This is a genomic window from Dyella soli, assembly GCF_054482295.1.
Genome location: NZ_JBTFFU010000002.1, coordinates 737,804 through 757,329 on the forward strand (window position 1 = coordinate 737,804; position 19,526 = coordinate 757,329).

Genomic DNA, 19,526 nt, shown 5'->3' on the forward strand with positions numbered 1-19,526 from the left:
CCGTCCCGTGGATTCCATGGTTTTTCGGTCGGCCCGCGGGCTAGGCGGAGATCGCGATCGGGCCTAAGCTAGCCGCCCCTGTCCCTGTGGTCCGTCACGTGAACAAGTCGCCGGTCAACAAGCGCCTCGCCGTCTATCCGGGCACCTTCGACCCCATCACCAATGGCCATGCGGATCTGGTCACGCGGGCGGCACCGCTGTTCGAACGCATCATCGTGGCGGTGGCGGAAAGCCCCAACAAGGGTCCCGGCTTCAGCCTCAACGAGCGCATCGCGCTGGCCCGCCTGGCGCTGGCCGACCTGACCAATGTGGAAGTGCGCGGCTTCGATGGCCTGCTCGCCCACTTCGTGGAGGAGGTCGGGGCGGGCGTGATCATCCGCGGCCTGCGCGCAGTCTCCGACTTCGAGTACGAGTTCCAGCTGGCCAGCATGAACCGCCACCTGATTCCCCAGGCGGAGACGCTGTTCCTGACGCCGGCCGAGCAGTACAGCTTCATTTCCTCCACCCTGGTGCGCGAGATCGGCCGCCTTGGCGGCGACATCTCCGGCTTCGTGCATCCGGCCGTGCAGCAGGCCATGCGCCAGCGCTGGCACTGACCCCCATCGCCCCGGCGCAGGGGCTGCGGGCACTGCACTGCAGCACGTCCGCCTGTGTCGGCATGGGCCGGCCTCGTGTATCCTCGCCGGCATCCTGCGGACAGGACAGTCACTCGCCGCGAACCGGGGGCGCGACAAGGTTGCATGGCACGGGTCATCCGGTGTCGCGGGCAACCTGGTCTCCCGATTTCGGTGCCGTCGAAGGGCGGCTGGATGGTCCCGGCATCCAACGGATCCAACGCCCTGATTCCACCATCCAAGGTGACCACCATGTACAAGTACGCTCTCCTCGCCGCCATCGCGCTCACCAGCACGCTCTCGATCACTGCCTGCAGCCAGCAGGAAGAAGCGCAGCAGCCTGCCGAGCAGGTGCAGGCCGTTGCCAAGCCGACCGACCCGAACGACACCAAGGCCTGGGGCGCGTACCTCGGCCAGATCGTGCAGAAGAACATGCAGGGCATGACGGCTGACCGTCCGTACCCGTACCTGGTGCCGGCCGGCGACAGCGACGACGACAAGGCCAAGTTCCAGCGCCAGCTCGAGCAGGTGCAGGAGACCGTGGCCCGTGGCGTGCTGCCGGGCAACATGCTGGTGTTTGCCGGCCCGAACTCGGCCAAGACCGGCGACTTCCTGATTGACGCGTTCAAGGACGCCAAGCCGGGCTCGTTCAAGGACGTGATCGTCCTGTTCATCGGTGACAAGGCCGACCAGGACCGCGTCAACACCGCCCTGCAGCCGACCGGCGCCACCGTGCGCTTCGTGGCGATGTAAGCCACGCGGCCCAGTGCTGATCCGGGCCCGCGGTGCGCAAGCACCGCGGGCCTTTTGTTTGCGGCGTGGCGTGGCGTCGCCGCGGAAACTTGCGGCCCGCGGGCGTCGCGCCGCTCGCCCACCAGACCCGCCCGGCGCGCCGTGCAGGCGCCACAGCGTGCGCGGCGACCGTGTAAACTCGTCCCCATGTCCCTGAAAATCCTCGATACCTGCGTCAACTGCGACGTCTGCGAACCCGTTTGCCCGAACAAGGCCATCTCGCTGGGCGAGGAGTACTACGTGATCGAGCCGTCGCTGTGCACCGAGTGCATCGGGCACTACGACCAGCCGCAGTGCGTCGAGGTGTGCCCGGTCGAGTGCATCATCATCGATCCCGAGCACACCGAGTCGCACGACCAGCTTGAGCTGAAATACCAACACCTGATGGCTCAGTCAGAGCATTCCTGAAGGACGACGCATGAAGTGTTTGTTGAACTGGCGCGTGACGCTGCTTGGGTTGCTGCTTTCCGGAAGCGTTGCGTATGCCGCCGACAGTCGTCCGCCTGCTTCCCCTGCCGCTGCACCTGCTGCCCACGTCATCGACCGGCGCCCCGGCCATGCCGGCATCGCCAGCGCGAATTTCCACGCCACCCAGGCCGGCCTCGACGTGTTGGCCAAGGGCGGCAATGCGTTCGATGCGGCGATTGCCGTAGCGGCGACGCTGTCGGTGGTCGAGCCGGAAAGCTCCGGCATCGGCGGCGGCTTCATGGCGGTGTTGCATCGTGCCGGTGACGGCCGCGAGGTGTTCATCGACGCGCGCGAGACGGCGGTGGCCGCGGTCAACCTCAGGGACTACCTCAACCCGGATGGTTCGCCCAATCGCGACAACGCGCTCAATGGCCCGCTGTCGGCCGGCATCCCGGGTCAGCCGGCGGGCCTGGCCTGGCTGGCGGCGCACTACGGCAAGCTGCCGCTGAAGGAATCGCTGGCCCCGGCCATCCGCATTGCGCGCGACGGCTTCGAGCCGGATCGGCGGCTGATCGGCGCGATCACCGACCGCGAGAAGGACATCCGCCGCTGGCCCGCCTCGGTGGCCAAGTACCTGCCGAACGGCCAGCCGCCGCTGGCGGGGCAGTTGTGGCGCGATCCCGACCAGGCCCGCACGCTCGAACTGCTGGGCGAGCACGGCTTCGACGGTTTCTACCGCGGCGAGACCGCCAGCCGGCTGGTCGCGGCGGTGCGTGCCGCCGGCGGCAACTGGACCGCGAAGGATCTGGAAAGCTACCAGGTGAAGGAGCGCACGCCGATCACGCTGGACTACCGCGGCTATCGCGTGGTCACCGCGCCGCCAGCCTCGTCCGGTGGCGTGGCCGTCGCCGAGATCCTCAACATCCTGTCCGGCTACGACCTGGCGAAGCTGGACGAAGCGCACCGCACGCACCTGATCATCGAGGCCATGCGCCGCGCGTTCCGCGACCACAACGACTACCTCGGCGATCCGGATTTCGTGCAGATGCCGCTGGACATGCTGTTGTCGCCTTACTACGCAGCGGGCCTGCGCCAGACCATCCTCGCCGACAAGGCCACGCCGTCGTCGATGCTTCCGGTCAGCGCGGGCGCCGAGCCGGGCATGCATACCACGCATTTCTCGGTGATCGACGCGGACGGCAACATTGCCTCGGTCACGCTCACGGTCAACTACACCATGGGCTCCACCTTCGTGGCCGCCGGCACAGGCGTGCTGCTCAACGACGAGATGGACGATTTCGCGCTGGTGCCGAACAAGCCCAACGTCTACGGCCTGCTGGGCAGTGCGGCGAACGCGCCGGCGCCGGGCAAGCGCATGCTGTCGTCGATGACGCCGAGCATCGTGTTCGGCAAGGACCGCGTGGGCGTGATCGGTTCGCCCGGCGGCTCCACCATCATCACCCAGGTGCTGGAAGGCATCCTCGCCTTCATCGACGGCAAGGACGCGGCAGGCATCGCCGGGCAGAAGCGTTTCCACCATCAGTACATGCCCGATCGCGTGGACGTGGAGCCGGGCGCATTCGATGCCGCCACCGCCGATGCGCTGACCCGCATGGGCCATACGCTGAAGGAACGCAATCCCTGGGGCTACATGAACGTGGTCACGTGGGACCTGAAGACCAACAAGCTCGATGCGGCCAGCGATCCGCGCCGCGAGTCGGGCCTCGGCAAGGTGCAGTAATCGTGGAACTCTGGTCGCTCATGGGCAATTCCCAGCAACTTGATGGCGGGGCCATGTTTGGCAATGCTCCCAAAGCGTTGTGGTCGCGCTGGATTGCGCCCGATGCGGAGAACCGCATTCCGCTGGCCTGCCGCTGCCTGCTGGTGAAGGATCTGGACGGCCGCAACGTGCTGTTCGAAACCGGCATCGGCGCGTTCTTCGAACCGGCCCTGCGCGAGCGCTATGGCGTGGTGGAAGAGCGCCACGTGCTGCTCGATTCGCTGGCACGGGCCGGGCTCTCGCATGAGGACATCGATGTCGTCGTGCTGTCGCACCTGCATTTCGATCACGCCGGTGGCCTGCTGGCCTCCTGGGAACAAGGGCAGCCGCCGCGCCTGCTGTTTCCCAACGCCACCTATGTGGTCGGCGCCGAGCACTGGCGTCGTGCGCTGCAGCCGCATCCGCGCGACCGCGCCTCGTTCGTGCCGGAACTGCAGCCCTTGCTGGAAGCCAGCGGACGCCTGGAGCTGGTCGAAGGCGAGTTCTCGCGGGTGCTGGGGGAGGCCGTGCGCTTCAGCTATTCGGACGGCCACACGCCCGGGCTGATGCTGGCCGAAGTGGGCGGCGTGGTGTTCTGTGCCGATCTCATTCCCGGGCGCTTCTGGGTGCACCTGCCCATCACCATGGGCTATGACCGCTGGCCGGAGAAACTGATCGACGAGAAGCGGGCCTTCCTCGACGACAAACTGGCGCGTGGCGTGCGCCTGTTCTTCACGCATGATCACGACTGCGCCGTCGCCCGCGTTGTGCGGGACGAGCGCGGCCGCTACGGTACGGCTGACGAACGGCGCGAGCTGCAGGGATAGGAGCTCGCATGGGCAGGGGGAACAGGGGAGGATCGGATATGCAGCAATGGTTGCGACGCGCGCTTGGCGCGCTGCTGCTGCTGGCGGGGGTGGGGCTGGTGGCGATGACCGAGCAGAGCCTGCTCGATCACCGCAACGCGGCCGAGCGTCACGGGGGCCAGATCCTCGACCTGGGCAGCCATGGCGAGTCCGACACCGTGCAGCACGGCTATCTGGTGCGGGTGACCGGTCCGACGAAGGTGGTCGAGGCGCCGTATGACCCCGAGTTCGGCCAGCGCGCGCAGGTGCCGGTGCTGATCCGCCATGTGGAGATGTTCCAGTGGCGCGAGGTGCGCGTCGGCGCCGACGTGCATTACGAACTGGACTGGGTCGACCGGCCGGTCGATTCGCGACGTTTCGAGCAGCCCCAGGGCCATGCCAATCCGGAGCGCTTCCCCATCATGGGCAAGCAATTCGATGCCGGCCAGGTGCGCGTGGGCGGGTTTGTCATGTCGCCCACGCTGCTGCATGCCTTGCCCGGCAGCGATCCGCTGCCGCCTGACTACCGGCAGGTGCCGCCCAATCTCTCGGCGAGCTTCACGCCCTACGACCGTTACCTGACGACGAGCACCCGGCCGCAGCAACCGCGGCTGGGCGACCTGCGCGTCAGCTGGGACACGGTGCCGTCGCAGGACGTCACCGTGTTCGCCCAGCTGGACGGCGAACAGCTGGTGCCCGCCGTCCATGCCGCCGATGGCAAGGGCTATGACGTGCAGGTGGGCGACCGCGCGCTGGTCGACGTGGTGCCCGACGTGCCCGAATCGCCTTCGTTCGTGTGGCTGCGTCGCGTGTTGGGCTTGTTGCTTGGCGCGTTCGGCGCGCTGTTGCTGTTGCCCGAGCGCAAGCGCACCCATCACGACGGACTGCTGGCCAGCGGCGCCGCTGCGTTGTTGATCGGCGCCGTGGCCTCGGTGTTGTGGCTGGGCACGGACATGACGACGGGCGGCGTGTGGTTTGGCCTCGCGCTGCTGGGCCTGGCGCTGGCCGTATGGCGGCTGCGCGTGGCGACGGCCTGATCGGCTGCGGGTTGCTCTAGCCCCTCTCCCCATGGGAGAGGGGGTGGGGAGAGGGTGGGGGGCTTGCGCGGGTTTGCTGTCTCGCGCTTCGCCCGAACCCTCATCCGCCTGCCGGCACCTTCTCCCGGAGGGAGAAGGATTCCTTCGATGGAAGGGAGAAGGGCTCCTTCGATGGAAGGGAGAAGGGCTCCTTCGATGGACGTTGCCTTAGCCCCTCTCCCCTCGGGAGAGGGGTTGGGGAGAGGGTGCGGGGCTTGCGCAGCCTTTCCATCTCGCGCTCCGGCCGAACCCTCATCCGCCTGCCGGCACCTTCTCCCGAAGGGAGAAGGGATCCTTCGATGGACGTTGCCTTAGCCCCTCTCCCTCCGGGAGAGGGGTTGGGGTGAGGGTACGGGGCTTGCGCAGCCTTTCCATCTCGCGCTCCGGCCGAACCCTCATCCGCCTGCCGGCACCTTCTCCCGAAGGGAGAAGGAATCCTTCGATGGAAGGGAGAAGGGCTCCTTCGATGGAAGGGAGAAGGGCTCCTTCGATGGAAGGGAGAAGGGCTCCTTCGATGGAGACGGCCTCAGTTCGGCCGCTGGTCGGCGAAGGCGTAGACGTGGTCGGCCCACTGCGTGGCTTCGAGGTAGATGGCGGCCATGCGGCGGATGACCTGCGGCTGCACTTCGCCGCTGCGCAGGTCGCCGGCTTCCCACGCGTAGATCTGTTCCAGCAACGGCGCGAACGGGCCCGTGCCTTCCAGCAGGGCGCTGCTGATCTCGCGCGCCAACGGCAGGTGCCACAGCACGAAATCCATCGGTGCTTCCATCAGCGTGTCGAGCAGCGAGAAGAGGCCGGCGGTAAAGGCCATCTCGCGCTGTTCGGCCGGCATCTGCTGCGCCAGCTTTTCGCACATGTGGGCACGGATCAGCGCGGCACGCAGCAGTTCCGGCGGACGATCGCCCAGGCCGCTGAGCGCCATGGTGTAGATCCAGTTGCGGATGCGCGCGGCGCCGAAGAAGATCGCCGCCTGCTGCACCGACTTGAGCTGGCGCGGCAGCGCGAAATAGGCGGAGTTCACGCAGCCCAGCAGCTTGTAGCTGAGGATGGCGTCGTCGCGCACGATCTGGCCCAGTTCGACCGGGCCGGGGTTGCCCTCCTGCAGGGCCTTCATCAGGCGCAGCAGGCTCAGGCGGTTGGCCGTGAGCACCGGTACTTCCACCGGTTCCGGCTTCAGCAGGAAGCGCCCCTGGATGGCCTGCAGCGGCAGCTCTTCGCAACGGTGGTAGGTGGCGTGGTCGTCGACATGGCCGGCGATCACATGCGTGCCGCGCGCGTGCAGGTATTCGCTGCGCGAACGCAGCGTGGCTGGATCGAGCTTGCTGGCGTCCAGCCGGACGAACTGCACGATCTTCAGCAGCGGCTCGACCGCGGCGTTGAATTCCAGCGCCGTGTCGCCGGCGTCGAGCATCAGCGGGCAGCCGCGCTGGGCCATCCGCTGCAGTCGCTCGACCAGGGCGTTGTCGCCGGCGGCATCCGGTCCCAGCAGCACGCCGAAGCGTGGCTGGTGCTGGAGCACGTCGGTGTCCTCCATCAGCAGGTCGCGCGACAGCCGCAGGAAGGTGCGGTTGCCGCGCACCAGGCGGGCCAGCGCGCCGTCGGTGATGGTGGCCAGGGCACGGCGCATCAGCGCCGCTTCGTCGCCGGCATCGTGCTGGAACACGATCTCGTAGGCGAACAGCTCGCGCTTGGTGTCCAGCATGGGCAGGCGTATGACCGGCAGCGGTTGCTCACTGGCAGTTGCGCCTGACGCTTCGAGGGCGGAGGGGATGGCCGCGGCTTCGCTCATGGTCGGTCGATGTGGTTGCATGGGGTAAGGGATGCGATGGTTGTCGCTTGCATGCAGGCACGCGCTACGGAAGCTGTGGCGCGCGTCATGTGGCTCAGGCCTCGGCCAGTGTGTGCGAACGCAGGCTCGTGCGCAGTTCGCCGGCGCGGCCGTAGACGCTGGCCTCGAGGTCGTTTCCGGTCAGCACCGCCAGCGCCTTGCGCACCTGCTGCAGGCGGACACCGACCAGGTATCCGTTGCGCTGGTTGAGCTGCTGGCATGCGCGCAGCGACTGCAGCACCTGTTGCCATAGCGGCGCCAGTGCGCGGCTGGCTTCGGGTGCGCTCTGGCTGAGCTGCACGCGTTCGCCGTCGAGGTGTTCGAGCCGCAGCATGAGGGCCTGCTTGCCGGCGCCGGCGCGATTGAGCGATTCGACGTCGGCGGCTTCGAGGGCGGTGCGCTCGTCCTGCAGCGCATCGGACAGCTGCTCCACTGCGAGCCGCATTTCCTCGACCGTGGCCGTCAAGGCTTGGTCCAGTTCGGCTTGCAGGGCAGTGTTCATGACTTACCGTTGATCTGCTTTTCCAGCGACATCATGCGGTCCGCGATGCGGCTGGGATCGATGCGGTAGCTGCCGTTGGCCAGCGCCTGGCGGATCTGGTCCACTTTCCTAGTATCGACCGTGGCGCCCGCGTTGGTGCGCGAGGCTTCCTGCAGGGCACGGGCCGAGTCCGTCAGCTGCACGCGGTCGTCCGCACCCGCGCTGGCGCTGCCCGCTTCGCTGGCGCCGGAACCGGCGGCATTCTGCGTCGAAGCGCCCTGGCCACTGGGGGCCTGGGGAAGCTTGGGCATGCCGTTGTTGGAAATGGTGGTGTTCATGGGTCCGTTCTCTATGCGGTTTTGGCCCTGTTACCGTCAGGATCGGCCGGTTGGCCGCAAACTTTAATGGTCCGTGCCCGGCTAGGGGAGGGCCAGTACCTCACCCGGCGCGGTGACCATGGCGTCGACCACCTTGCCGGAACTGCCGTTGCGCACGCGCAGGCGCGAGCCGTTGTCGCCATTGCCCAGCGCCACGCCGCTGGCACGTACCTCGATGCCGTCCAGGCGCGACACCAGTTGTACCTGGTCGCCGGCGCGGACGGCGCTGCGGCCGCCGAGCGCGCCGGGGGTAAGCACGCTGCCCGCGGCCAGGGCGCGCGACAGCACTCGCCCCTCGGCCTCGCCCATGCTGCTGAGGTAGCCGTAGCCCAGGCGGGTGATGTCGCGTTCCTCGCTGCGCACGTCGTCGGCGTGGATGCCGTCACCCCGCTGTAGCGGCCTGGTGACCACCAGCACGTGGCGATAGACCTGCAGCTGCACCGGCACCCGCAGGGTCCAGCCGTCGCTGCCGGGGCAGCGCACCACGACGCTCATGCGTGGCGAAAGCCGGGTGCCGTCCTGCAGGCCGGCCGCCAGTTCGCCCGGGCAGGGCGCCAAGGACAGTCGCGGGTCCAGCGGGCCCGCCTGCGCCACCACGCGGCTGCCGTCGGTGGCGTACTGGTCGCGCAGCCACTGTTCGGCCCGCGCGCGCGCCGCCTGTGCCGGCTCCGCCGCCATGGCGGGCAGGGCAAGGGCACACAGCAGCAGGGCGGGCAGCGGGCGCAAGGTCACAGGTCGGCCAGCAATACGTTGAGTTGGGTCAGCAGTGCCTCGCGCTCGCTTTCCAGCTGTTGCACCAGCTGGCCGGCCTGGTCGAGCTGGCCGTCGGTCAACAGGGTCGCGAAGCTGTTGCCGTGCTCGCGCAGGCGCGCCCCGGCTGCGGTGAGCGCGCTCGCGGCGGGGTGGCCGTCGCGACCGGCGGTGAGGCGGTGCAGGGTGCGGTTCAGCGCCTGCGTATCGAACCAGCGACGGTCGAGCGCGGCCGGTTCCTGCAGGGCGAGCTCCATTGCCTGGCGCAGGCCCTGGGCCGCTTCGCGCACGGTCAGGCTGAGGCTGGCCGGGTCGGCGCCGCTTTCGGTTTCCAGCCAGTCCAGCGCAAGGCGATGGGCAAGCAGGGCGGCGCGGCTCAGCGCTTCGGCCTGGCGGCTGGCTTCGGCGGCGCGGCGATGCCAGGCGCCGAGGGCGGCCTGCGCTGCCACGGCGCGGGCGTGCTGGGCGTCCTGGTTCTTGTGCATGGCGCCGACGCGATCGCCGATCTGGCGCAGTGCCTCGCCGCTGTCCTGCAGCGAGGAGCTGGTCTGGGTGACGCCGGCCTGTGCACGCTTGAGGCGTTGCAGGCCCTGCTGCACGTCGCCGTCCAGCTGCAGCGAGAAATCGCCGATGGAGCCGGTCACCGATTCGATCTCGCCGGTGGCCTGGGAGGTCTTTTCGGCAAGTTGCTTCACTTCGTCGGCGACCACGGCAAAGCCGCGACCGGCTTCGCCGGCACGTGCGGCTTCGATGGCGGCGTTGAGCGCCACCAGGTTGGTCTGGTGCGCAATTTCCTGCACCACGCCGGTGAGCTTGCGGATCTGCGCCACCTGCTCGGCCAGCTTGCTCTGGTTGCGGTTCATTGCCGACAGCGCCGTGCGCAGCAGGCGCAGCTGGCCGTCCAGCTCGCTCACGCTGCGCTCGCCGACGTCGCCGGTCTGGCGCGCATAGTCGAGGCTGGTGGCGATCTGCTGCAGCGACGTCGAGATTCCGGCGCTGCCATCCGTCAAGCGACCGACGCCATCGCGGCTTTCCTGCGCGGACTGGTGCATCGCCGCCTGTTCGCGCGAAAGCTGTTGCGAGGCGCCCAGCACCAGTCCCTGCTGCTCCAGCGTCTGCAAGGCCACGGCGGCCGGCGGTCGTGGGTTGGCGATGCTCGCCAACAGCGGGGCCAGCGCTTGCGCCGCGCGCGGATGGCGGCGCGACAGCAGCGCCACCCGCGCCTGGTCGCCTGCCGCGGCGGCGCGGGCAAGCTCGGCTAGATGCTGGCTCCAGATCAGACTCATGGGGAGATCATTCCTTCCTGCAGGGTTCGTCCCCGGATCGGCGGGGAGCGTCGAAACTTGAGAAGCAAGCGACGTGCCATGCGTCGGATGCGACTGCTCAAGCACGCCCGCAACTTGCCGATACGCCGCAGGTAACCCGCGGCACGGCCGCTTTGCGAGGAGTCCGCATGAGCGGTGCGTGGATGGACAAGGTGGAACAGCAGACCCGGCTGGCCGGCCACAATCGCGTGGCCATGCTGCTGTTTGGCCTCGGCGACCGGCAGCAGTTCGGCATCAACGTGTTCAAGGTGCGCCAGGTCATGCGCCGCCCGCCGCTGGAGCGCATGCCCGACGCCCACCCGCTGGTGGCCGGCAGCTGCGATCACCGCGGGCAGACCATCCCGGTGATCGACCTGGCGCTGGCGCTGGGCTATCCCTCGTTGCGCGACGACGCCTCGGCGCACCTGATGGTCACCGAATTCAGTCGTAGCGTGCAGGGCTTCCTGGTCAACGACCCGCAGCGCCTCGTGCATTGCGACGGCGAATCGCTCGCCGCACCCGCGGCGGCGCTGGGATTCGGCACGCGCGTCAATGCGGTGACGCGCGTGGATGGCGCGCTGGTCGCCGTGGTCGACGTCGAGCACGTGCTGGCCAGCCTCAACGCGACGCCGACCGAGCTGTCCGCGCCGATGCAGCGCATCGCCCGCGTGCACGACCTGCAGCCGCGTCGCGTCATGGTGGTCGACGATTCGCTGGTGGCGCGCAACCAGCTGGTGAATCTGTTCCGGCAGATGGACGTGGAGTGCGTGGTGGCGCAGGACGGCCGCGAAGCGCTGGAACGCCTGGAAGAGCTGGCCCGCGTACCGGAGGGCGAGGGCGTCACCCTGGTGGTGTCCGATATCGAGATGCCGCGCATGGATGGCTACGCGCTGACGCGGGCCATCCGCGAGACGCCTTCGTTGCGGCCGCTCAAGGTGGTGTTGCACAGCTCGATCAGCGGCATCTTCAACGAGGCGATGGTGCGCGAGGTCAGCGCCGACCGCTTCGTGGCGAAGTTCCAGCCGGACCTGCTGGCGCAGACGGTGCTGGAGCTGATGCCGGAGAATTTTCAGAAGTTTTGAGGGGGGCTTTATCGCACCGCGGTCTGACTCTCTCCCGTTATCTCTAATTCGCAGTCGCGTTTTCGCCAGCGTGCAGCCTACGCGGCGGGCGTTTCGATCGTCTGCCGACGCTCGAGTCACTTTTCTTTGCTGGCCCAAAGAAAAGTAACCCAAAGAAATGGCCTCAAAGGCTGGCAGCGCGGCGTGGGATACAAGCGCTGGCGACTGGAGCGAGCCGCGTGACGAGGCTTGCTACCTCATAGATGACGGCTACACCGCGGGGCGCCGGTGGCGAGAGGGCTTAAGGCACGCTCCCTCTAACGAACCCTTCCCCCTTCGGCGACCCGAAGGTAGTCCCTGTGGGAGAGAAGGTGCCGGCAGGCGGATGAGGGTTCGGGCGGAGCGCAAGATGGAAAGGCTACGCAAGCCCCGCACCCTCACCCCAAACCCTCTCCCGCGGGGAGAGGGGCTAAGTGCGAAGGCGCCACGCGTTGCGTTGAGTCCTCAGCACATCACCGCGTCGCGGAGTAGCCGCGGCCCTTGAGGTAACACCCAACGCCACATGGCTCGCCCCTGACCTCAAAAATTGTAGCCAACGTACCGCTGCCAGCTCTGCAAGCCATTTTCTTTGGGTTACTTTTCTTTGACTCCGGGCATCCTGCCCTCCGCCCCTCGGGCCGGCTTCGCCGTTCGCACGCGTTCCTGCGCGTGCTTGGGCCAGCAAAAGAAAAGTGACTCGGCGTCCGGCAGGACGTCGAAACGCCCGCCGCGTAGGCGGCACGCTGGCGGGAACGCGACTACCCAAGGCCAACGCAGACGCCAGGCTCCACCAACGCCATATGGGAATACCGGGAGGAAAGGCGGTCGCGCACTGGGTGCGCTCCTGCAGCGGAAGAACATGCGAAATCGACGGCGACGGGAAGTCGTTGCTGCCCGCGTCGGATTTCCGTCGGCGCGTCCATTGCGCCCGCCGAAGCGGCGGTCCCTTGCGGCGCAAACCAAGCAACGGCGCGGCCTGCGACGATCTCAAAGTTCGTGGCACGCAAATTGCTCAAATCCTCCCGCGGCCATCACCGCGGGAGTGAGCGATGAGTTCGATCAACGACAATCTGTTCGGCTTGCACACCCAGGCGCTGGATCTCTGGCAGCGCCGCGGTGAAGTGCTCGCCAGCAACCTGGCCAATGCGGATACGCCTGGCTACCTCGCGCGCGACGTCGACTTCAGGAAGGCGTTGGCGAGTGCGAGTGGAAACAGTGGCAGCCTGCCGCTGGCGATCACCCGGCAGGGCCAGATCGATCCCGCGGCGCAGGCCGCCGGTCAGCTCGCCTACCGCGTGCCCAGCCAGCCGAGCATGGATGGCAACACCGTCGATGCGCAGGTCGAGCAGGCCAACTTCGCCGCCAATGGCGTGCATTACCAGGCGAGCCTCTCTTTCATCACGGCGCAGATCCACATGCTGCGCACCGCCATCACCGGAGGCCAGTGATGTCGATGTTCAAGATTTTCGACGTGGCGGGCTCGGGCATGGCAGCGCAGTCGCTGCGCCTGAATACCGTCGCCAGCAACCTGGCCAATGCCGACAGCGTGTCGAGCACGCCCGAGGGCGCCTATCGCGCCAAGGAGCCGTTGTTCGCCGCCGTGCAGCGCGCGCTGGGCGGGGTGAAGCATGCCGATGCGGACAGTGCGGTGGGCGTGCAGGTGAAGGGCCTGGCCGAGAGCCAGGCCGACGTGCAGAGCCGCTACGAACCGGGTAACCCGATGGCCGATGCCGGCGGCTACGTGTATGGCAGCAACGTCAATCCCATCGACGAACTGGTCAACATGATTTCCGCGTCGCGTTCGTACCAGAACAACGTCGAGGCGATGAACACCACCAAGCAGCTGATGCTCAAGACCCTCGACCTCGGCAAGTAAGCCGTCGGAGCCACCGTGTCCACTATTCCAGGCAACAGCACCACCACCGGCAGTTCCAGTTCGGGCGCGTCGAACGTGAGCTCTGCCTTGTCCAACACCATGACGCAGGCCGACTTCCTCAAGTTGATGACGGCCCAGCTGCAGGCGCAGGACCCGACCAACCCGGTCGACAACTCGCAGTTCGTCTCGCAGATGGCGCAGTTCAGCCAGCTGTCGTCGACGCAGCAGCTTGATACCGACCTGCAGTCGCTGGCCAGCAACATCAACGCGGCCATGCAGACGTCGCAGGTGCTCAGTTCGTCGAACCTGGTGAACCGCGAAGTGCTGGTGCCGTCCGGCACGATGGGCTTCGACGGCAGCACGGTCGGCGGCGCGGTCAATGTGGTCAATGCCGGCAGCGTCACCGTGCAGGTGCTCGACGGCAGCGGCAACGTGGTGCGCACGCTGCCGCTGGGTAACCAGGCCGCCGGTCTCGCGCAGTTCAGCTGGGACGGCAAGGACGACAGCGGCAACACCGTCGCCAGCGGCAGTTACACGCTCGCCGCGACCAGTGGCAAGGCCACGCTCGACACCTACGTGGCCGGCAAGGTCACCGGCGTGGGCTATGGCGGCGCCTCGCTTGGCACCTACCTGCAGGTGTCCGGCGTCGGCGGCGTGCCGCTGAGCCAGGTCGCCCAGATTCTCTGACGCCCGACGCATCACGCATCTACTCATCACGAGGAACCGAACATGGCACTGAATACGGCGCTCAGCGGCATCAACGCGGCCCAGTCCGATCTCAACGTCATCGCCAACAACATCGCCAACGCCAACACCACGGGCTTCAAGGGTTCGCGGGCGGAGTTCGCGGACGTCTACGCGGTGACCGGCCTCAATCTCAACTCGACCGCCGTGGGCAGTGGCGCGCGCCTGCAAGAGGTGGCGCAGCAGTTCAGCCAGGGCGACATCCAGACCACCAACAACAGCCTGGACCTGGCGATCAGCGGCAACGGCTTCTTCGTGGTCAACAATGGCAGCGGCGTGACCTATACGCGCGCCGGCGATTTCGGCAAGGATCCCGGCGGCTACGTCACCACGCCGGGCGGTTCGCGGCTGCAGGTCTACCCGCCCAACGGCGCGGGTGGCTTCGACACCAGCACGCTGAAGGACCTCAACCTGGTCACGGCGCAGAGCAACGCCACCGCCACTTCGCTGGTGACGATGACCTCCAACCTGCCGGCCAGCGACGGCGTGCCGGCCAACCCGTTCAGCACCAGCGATTCGACCAGCTTCAACGATGCCGCGCCGGTGACCGTGTACGACTCCCAGGGCGGCTCGCACCAGGCCACCATCTACTACGTCAAGACCGGCACCAACAGCTGGAATGCCAACCTGTACGTCGATGGCCAGAGCGCCGGCACGCAGCCGATGACCTTCAACGCCAACGGCAACCTCGCCACGCCCGCCAATGGCATGCTGGCTTTCAACAGCGTCAATCTCGGCAATGGTTCCTCGCCGCTGACGCTGTCGCTCAACGTGACCAACACTACCCAGTTCGGCACCGCCTATTCGGCCGGCACCATCGTGCAGAATGGTTTCGAGGCCGGCACGCTGTCGAATATCGACATCGACAGCAAGGGCGTGGTCACGGCGCATTACTCCAACAACCAGAGCACGCAGATCGGCCAGGTGGCGATTGCCAACTTCGCCAACGTGCAGGGCCTGCGCCAGCTAGGCGACACGACCTGGGCGGCCAGCACCGATTCGGGCGTGGCGGTGATGGGAACGGCCAGCACCGGCCAGTTCGGCACGCTGCAGTCGGGCGCGCTGGAAAGCTCCAATACGGCCGACACCACGGCGCAGCTGGTCAACATGATCCAGGCGCAGCGCGACTACCAGGCCAATGCGCAGGTGCTGTCGACCGACAACACGCTGGCCTCGGCGCTGTTCAACGCCGTGTCGCGCTGATAAGCCGCCATGGACCGTTCCGTCTACGTGGCAATGACCGGCGCGACGCAGATCATGCGCGCCCAGGAAGCGGTGAGCCACAACCTGGCCAACGCTTCCACGGTCGGCTTCAAGAGCGAGCTCTCCGCGTTCCAGAGCGTGCCCGTGCTCGGCCAGGGCGCGAACTCGCGCATCAATGCCGTGGCCCAGGGCATCGGCCAGAGCGGCGTGCAGGGCTCGTCGATCACCACGGGCCGTCCGCTCGACGTGGCGGTGCGCGGTGCGGGCTGGATCGCGGTGCAGTCGCCGGACGGAACGGAAGGTTATACCCGCGCCGGCGACCTGCAGCTGGGCCCTGACGGCCAGCTCACCGATTCGCGCGGCAATGCGGTGATGGGCAGCTCGGGCGCCATCACCATCCCGGCGAGCGCGGAGATCAGCATCGGCACCGATGGCACCATCTCGACGGTACCGCTGGGGCAGGGGCCCAATTCGGTCACCGTGCTTGACCGCATTCGCCTGGTCAACCCCGACCCATCGCAACTGACGCAGGGCGCCGACGGCCTGATGCACATGGCCGGCGGCAGCACGGCCGATGCGGACAGCACCGTCACGGTGGCTTCGGGCGCGCTCGAGGGCAGCAACGTCAATCCGTCCGCCGAGCTGGTGAAGATGATCGCGCTGTCGCGCCAGTACGACATGCAGGTGAAGTCCATCAAGAGCTCCGAGGACAACGCCGATGCCGCCAACAAATTGCTGAGCGCCAACTGATAGCGCGCCGACTTCCGGAGTAGACGATGTTCTCTTCCCTGTGGATTGCCAAGACCGGCCTCGATGCGCAGCAGACGCGCATGGACGTGATCTCAAACAACCTGGCCAATGCCAACACCACCGCGTTCAAGAGTTCGCGCGCGGCGTTCCAGGACCTGATGTACCAGAACAAGACCCAGCCCGGCGGCCAGACCACCGAACAGACGCTGTCGCCGTCGGGCCTGATGCTGGGCACCGGCGTGCGCGTGGTGGGCAATGAAAAGCTGTTCACCGAAGGCAGCATCACGCAGACCGGCAATTCGATGGACGTGGCTATCCAGGGCCGCGGCTTCCTGCAGGTGAGCATGCCCGACGGCAGCGTGGCCTACACGCGCGACGGCTCCTTGCACACGGATCCGAACGGGCAGCTGGTGACGGCCGATGGCTACCCGCTGGAGCCCGCCATCACCGTGCCGGCCAATGTGCAGAGCCTCACCGTCGGCAGCGACGGCACCGTGTCGGTGACGACAACGGCATCGGCCACTCCGACCACCATCGGCACGCTGCAACTGGCCGACTTCATCAACCCCGCCGGCCTGCAACCCCGGGGCCAGAACCTGTATCTGGAGACGGCCGCCAGCGGCGCGCCGCAGACCGGCCAGCCCGCGCTCAACGGCATGGGTTCGCTGCTGCAGGGCTCGCTGGAATCGTCCAACGTCAACGTGGTGGCCGAAATGGTCAACATGATCGAGACGCAGCGCACCTATGAAATGAATTCCAAGGCCATCAGCAGCACCGACCAGATGCTGCAGGACCTGACCGACAAGATGTGAGGACTGCCATGTTGTCCACGCGATACCTGCCACAGATTTCCATCGTGCTGTCGATGGCGTTGCTTGCCGCGTGCGGCATGCAACCGACGCGCGACGATCGCGCCTGGGCGGCGACGCCACCGCAGGAGCCTACGGCGCCGGCGCCCACCGACGGTTCGATCTACCACGCCGAGCAGGGCATGGAGCTGTTCAACGATGCACGCGCGCACCGCGTGGGTGACATCCTGACCATCGCCCTGGTCGAAAGCACGCAGGCTTCCAAGAAGGCCAGCACCAACACCAGCAAGAAGGACAAGGCCAACATCGCCGCGCCGACCCTGCTGGGACAGTCGGTGACCCTCAATGGCAAGCCTGTCGACATCAGCACCAGCGGCGACCGCAGCTTCGGCGGCAGCGGCGACAGCAGCCAGAGCAACCAGCTGACCGGTTCGATCACCGTCACGGTGGCGCAGCGCCTTTCCAACGGCAACCTGCTGGTGCGCGGCGAAAAGCTGCTGACCATCAACCAGGGGCAGGAGCAGATCCGCATTTCCGGCATCGTGCGCCCGCAGGACATCGGCCAGGACAACAGCGTGCCGTCCACCCGCGTGGCCGACGCGCAGATCGCCTATACCGGCAAGGGCTCGATGGCGGACGCAAACACCCAGGGCTGGCTGTCGCGCTTCTTCAGCTCCAAGTGGATGCCGTACTGATGAATACACGACCTGTGCGTGGCGCCGGCCGCTTCGCGCGCGGCACCCGAAGCCTGCGGCGCATGCTGCGCAACGCCGCGCTCGTGCTGTGCGCCGGGCTGGCCGCGGTCGCGCCGGTACAGGCCGACAAGATCCGCGACCTCGCCCAGGTGGGCGGCGTGCGCAGCAACCAGTTGATCGGCTACGGCCTGGTCGTGGGCCTGGACGGTAGCGGCGACCAGACCACGCAGGCACCGTTCACCACGCAGAGCCTGGAAAACATGCTCGTGCAGTTCGGCATCACGGTGCCGGCCAATGTGCGCCCGCAGTTGAAGAACGCGGCCGCGGTGACGGTCACCGCGCAGTTGCCGCCCTTCGCCAAGCCGGGCCAGCCGATTGACGTGACGGTGGCGTCCATCGGCAACGCCAAGAGCATCCGCGGCGGCGAATTGCTGATGACGCCGCTGCGCGGCGCGGATGGCAACGTCTACGCGATGGCGCAGGGCAGCGTGGTGGTCGGCGGCATCAGCGCCCAGGGCAGAAGCGGCTCCAGCGTGCAGGTGAATATTTCGGCCAGCGGCCGCGTGCCCAACGGCGCCACCGTGGAACGCAGCGTGGCCTCGTCGTTCGCCACCAGTGGCGGCGACCTGATGCTCAACCTCAACACGCCGGACTTCACCACCGCGGCGCGCATCGCCGAGGCGGTGAACCGTACCTACGGGCCCGGCACGGCCAGCGCCGTCGATGGCGGCTCGGTGAGCGTGCGCGGTCCGACGGACCCGGGCCAGCGCGTGGCATGGCTGGGTGCGATCCAGGGTATCGACGTGGCGCCGGGCGATGCGCCGGCGCGCGTGGTGGTCAATTCGCGCACCGGCACGGTGGTGATCGGTGCGGAAGTGCGGGTGACGGCGGCGGCCGTGGCGCACGGGGCCATCCAGGTGACCATCACCGAGCAGGCCCAGGTGAGCCAGCCCGAGGCATTCAGTCGCGGGCAGACCGCCGTGGTGCCCAGCAGCAACGTGCAGGTGAGCGAAGACGGCGGCCACATGTTCAAGTTCGGCCCCGGCGTGAACCTCGATACCATCGTGCGCGCAGTGAACCAGGTCGGCGCCTCGCCCAGCGATCTCATCTCGATCCTGCAGGCGCTCAAGCAGGCCGGTGCGCTGCATGCGGAACTGGTGGTGATCTGATGGCGCTCCCCGGCGACGCGATGAAGAGCGTCAGCACCTGGACCGACCTGTCCGGGTTCCAGGCGCTACGCCAGAGCGCGCAGTCCGACGCGAAGTCGGCGCTGCCGGTGGTCGCCAGGCAGTTCGAGTCGATCTTCACCCAGATGATGCTCAAGTCCATGCGCGACGCCAGCGGCGGCGACGGCCTGTTCGAAAGCCAGGGCGGCGACGCCTGGCGCGACATGTTCGACCAGCAGCTGTCGATCGAGCTGTCCCGGCATGGCAACGGGCTGGGCATCGCGCAGATGCTGATGCGCCAGCTTGGCGGTTCCGCCGACACCCATGGCGCGGACCAGGCCACCCTGGCCGCCGTCAATGACGACTGGCGCGAGCGCCTGAAGTCGGTGACGCGGGCCGCCCGCGCGGTGGGCAGCGAGGCGGTGCAGTGGTTGCCGCAGGACGCGCAGGACTTCGTGCGCCAGCTGGCGCCCCATGCGCAGAAGGCGGCGGCGAAGCTCGGCGTGTCGGTACGCGCGGTGCTGGCGCAGGCGGCGCTGGAAACCCAGTGGGGCCAGCACATGCCTGCGCACGGCAACGGCGACAGCAGCAACAACCTGTTCGGCATGAAGGCCGGCGGCAGCTGGGGCGGCCAGAGCGTGAGCGTGCCCACGCTGGAATTCGAGGACGGCGTGGCCGTGCGGCGCCGTGCGCAGTTCCGCGCCTACGCCAGTCCGGGCGAGTCGTTCGACGACTATGCGCAGCTCATTGCCGGCAACCCGCGCTACGCCAAAGCGCTTCACCATGGCGACGACGTGCTGGGTTTCGCGCGCGGCCTGGTCAACGGTGGCTACGCCACCGACCCTTCCTATGCGGAAAAACTTGCGGCCATCGCCAACAGCCCCGCCATGCGCGAGGCGCTCGATGCGCTCAAGAAAGTCGTCCGCACGCCGAACTCCTCCGAGTGATC

21 protein-coding genes are annotated in these 19,526 nt (G+C 67.6%); 16 read left to right on the forward strand and 5 right to left on the reverse strand.

Annotated elements, in window-relative coordinates:
* The first annotated feature begins 98 nt into the window (after positions 1 to 98).
* The 6 genes from coaD (at position 99) to ACXU4B_RS13705 (ending at position 5,455) form a co-directional block, all read left to right on the forward strand.
* Positions 99 to 596: a pantetheine-phosphate adenylyltransferase gene (gene coaD / locus ACXU4B_RS13680; RefSeq protein WP_131411623.1), complete on the forward strand. Its 498-nt coding sequence runs from the start codon at positions 99 to 101 to the stop codon at positions 594 to 596.
* 270 nt (positions 597 to 866) lie between these two features.
* Positions 867 to 1,367, forward strand: a complete 501-nt coding sequence (locus ACXU4B_RS13685) for a hypothetical protein (protein WP_131411621.1) — start codon at positions 867 to 869, stop codon at positions 1,365 to 1,367.
* A 186-nt stretch (positions 1,368 to 1,553) separates the two neighbouring features.
* The gene (locus ACXU4B_RS13690; protein ID WP_131411619.1) at positions 1,554 to 1,814 is read left to right on the forward strand and encodes a YfhL family 4Fe-4S dicluster ferredoxin; all 261 of its coding nucleotides are present in this window, start codon (positions 1,554 to 1,556) and stop codon (positions 1,812 to 1,814) included.
* Positions 1,815 to 1,824: 10 nt separating this feature from the next.
* A complete protein-coding gene (gene ggt, locus ACXU4B_RS13695; RefSeq protein ID WP_131411617.1) occupies positions 1,825 to 3,555 on the forward strand; it encodes a gamma-glutamyltransferase in 1,731 nt (576 codons plus the stop codon).
* A gap of 2 nt (positions 3,556 to 3,557) precedes the next feature.
* A complete protein-coding gene (locus ACXU4B_RS13700; RefSeq protein WP_131411616.1) occupies positions 3,558 to 4,400 on the forward strand; it encodes an MBL fold metallo-hydrolase in 843 nt (280 codons plus the stop codon).
* A 38-nt stretch (positions 4,401 to 4,438) separates the two neighbouring features.
* Positions 4,439 to 5,455 carry a TMEM43 family protein gene (locus ACXU4B_RS13705; protein ID WP_131411614.1) on the forward strand — a complete coding sequence of 339 codons (1,017 nt, stop codon included), beginning with the start codon at positions 4,439 to 4,441 and terminating at the stop codon, positions 5,453 to 5,455.
* A gap of 565 nt (positions 5,456 to 6,020) precedes the next feature.
* On the opposite strand, the gene ACXU4B_RS13710 is transcribed toward ACXU4B_RS13705, so the two are convergent.
* From ACXU4B_RS13710 to ACXU4B_RS13730, 5 genes are all read right to left on the reverse strand, one after another.
* Complete coding sequence (locus ACXU4B_RS13710) at positions 6,021 to 7,283, reverse strand: EAL and HDOD domain-containing protein (RefSeq protein ID WP_131411612.1); 1,263 nt, start codon at positions 7,281 to 7,283, stop codon at positions 6,021 to 6,023.
* A 94-nt stretch (positions 7,284 to 7,377) separates the two neighbouring features.
* The gene (locus ACXU4B_RS13715) at positions 7,378 to 7,824 is read right to left on the reverse strand and encodes a flagella synthesis protein FlgN (RefSeq protein WP_131411610.1); all 447 of its coding nucleotides are present in this window, start codon (positions 7,822 to 7,824) and stop codon (positions 7,378 to 7,380) included.
* On the reverse strand, positions 7,821 to 8,141 hold the full coding sequence (gene flgM, locus ACXU4B_RS13720) for a flagellar biosynthesis anti-sigma factor FlgM (protein ID WP_131411608.1): 321 nt from the start codon (positions 8,139 to 8,141) through the stop codon (positions 7,821 to 7,823). Before flgM ends, ACXU4B_RS13715 begins: the two co-directional genes overlap by 4 nt.
* A gap of 81 nt (positions 8,142 to 8,222) precedes the next feature.
* Positions 8,223 to 8,912, reverse strand: a complete 690-nt coding sequence (flgA, locus tag ACXU4B_RS13725) for a flagellar basal body P-ring formation chaperone FlgA (RefSeq protein ID WP_131411606.1) — start codon at positions 8,910 to 8,912, stop codon at positions 8,223 to 8,225.
* Positions 8,909 to 10,216: a methyl-accepting chemotaxis protein gene (locus tag ACXU4B_RS13730; protein ID WP_131411604.1), complete on the reverse strand. Its 1,308-nt coding sequence runs from the start codon at positions 10,214 to 10,216 to the stop codon at positions 8,909 to 8,911. Before ACXU4B_RS13730 ends, flgA begins: the two co-directional genes overlap by 4 nt.
* A gap of 167 nt (positions 10,217 to 10,383) precedes the next feature.
* On the opposite strand from ACXU4B_RS13730, the gene ACXU4B_RS13735 reads away from it, so the two are divergent.
* The 10 genes from ACXU4B_RS13735 (at position 10,384) to flgJ (ending at position 19,524) form a co-directional block, all read left to right on the forward strand.
* On the forward strand, positions 10,384 to 11,316 hold the full coding sequence (locus tag ACXU4B_RS13735) for a chemotaxis protein (RefSeq protein WP_131411602.1): 933 nt from the start codon (positions 10,384 to 10,386) through the stop codon (positions 11,314 to 11,316).
* Positions 11,317 to 12,383: 1,067 nt separating this feature from the next.
* Entirely contained in the window at positions 12,384 to 12,782 is a 399-nt protein-coding gene (gene flgB / locus ACXU4B_RS13740) for a flagellar basal body rod protein FlgB (protein WP_131411600.1), read from the forward strand.
* Positions 12,782 to 13,210, forward strand: a complete 429-nt coding sequence (gene flgC, locus ACXU4B_RS13745; protein WP_131411598.1) for a flagellar basal body rod protein FlgC — start codon at positions 12,782 to 12,784, stop codon at positions 13,208 to 13,210. The genes flgB and flgC overlap by 1 nt, the downstream gene beginning before the upstream one ends.
* Before the next feature lie 15 nt (positions 13,211 to 13,225).
* Positions 13,226 to 13,897, forward strand: coding sequence for a flagellar hook assembly protein FlgD (locus tag ACXU4B_RS13750; RefSeq protein ID WP_131411595.1), 672 nt, complete (start codon positions 13,226 to 13,228; stop codon positions 13,895 to 13,897).
* 42 nt (positions 13,898 to 13,939) lie between these two features.
* Positions 13,940 to 15,157, forward strand: a complete 1,218-nt coding sequence (flgE, locus tag ACXU4B_RS13755) for a flagellar hook protein FlgE (RefSeq protein ID WP_131411594.1) — start codon at positions 13,940 to 13,942, stop codon at positions 15,155 to 15,157.
* A 9-nt stretch (positions 15,158 to 15,166) separates the two neighbouring features.
* On the forward strand, positions 15,167 to 15,907 hold the full coding sequence (gene flgF / locus ACXU4B_RS13760) for a flagellar basal-body rod protein FlgF (protein WP_131411592.1): 741 nt from the start codon (positions 15,167 to 15,169) through the stop codon (positions 15,905 to 15,907).
* 26 nt (positions 15,908 to 15,933) lie between these two features.
* Complete coding sequence (gene flgG / locus ACXU4B_RS13765) at positions 15,934 to 16,719, forward strand: flagellar basal-body rod protein FlgG (protein ID WP_131411590.1); 786 nt, start codon at positions 15,934 to 15,936, stop codon at positions 16,717 to 16,719.
* A gap of 8 nt (positions 16,720 to 16,727) precedes the next feature.
* Positions 16,728 to 17,411, forward strand: coding sequence for a flagellar basal body L-ring protein FlgH (gene flgH / locus ACXU4B_RS13770; RefSeq protein ID WP_131411588.1), 684 nt, complete (start codon positions 16,728 to 16,730; stop codon positions 17,409 to 17,411).
* A 62-nt stretch (positions 17,412 to 17,473) separates the two neighbouring features.
* Positions 17,474 to 18,580: a flagellar basal body P-ring protein FlgI gene (locus ACXU4B_RS13775; protein ID WP_131412822.1), complete on the forward strand. Its 1,107-nt coding sequence runs from the start codon at positions 17,474 to 17,476 to the stop codon at positions 18,578 to 18,580.
* Positions 18,580 to 19,524, forward strand: coding sequence for a flagellar assembly peptidoglycan hydrolase FlgJ (gene flgJ, locus ACXU4B_RS13780; protein ID WP_131411586.1), 945 nt, complete (start codon positions 18,580 to 18,582; stop codon positions 19,522 to 19,524). The genes ACXU4B_RS13775 and flgJ overlap by 1 nt, the downstream gene beginning before the upstream one ends.
* Positions 19,525 to 19,526 lie beyond the last annotated feature (2 nt).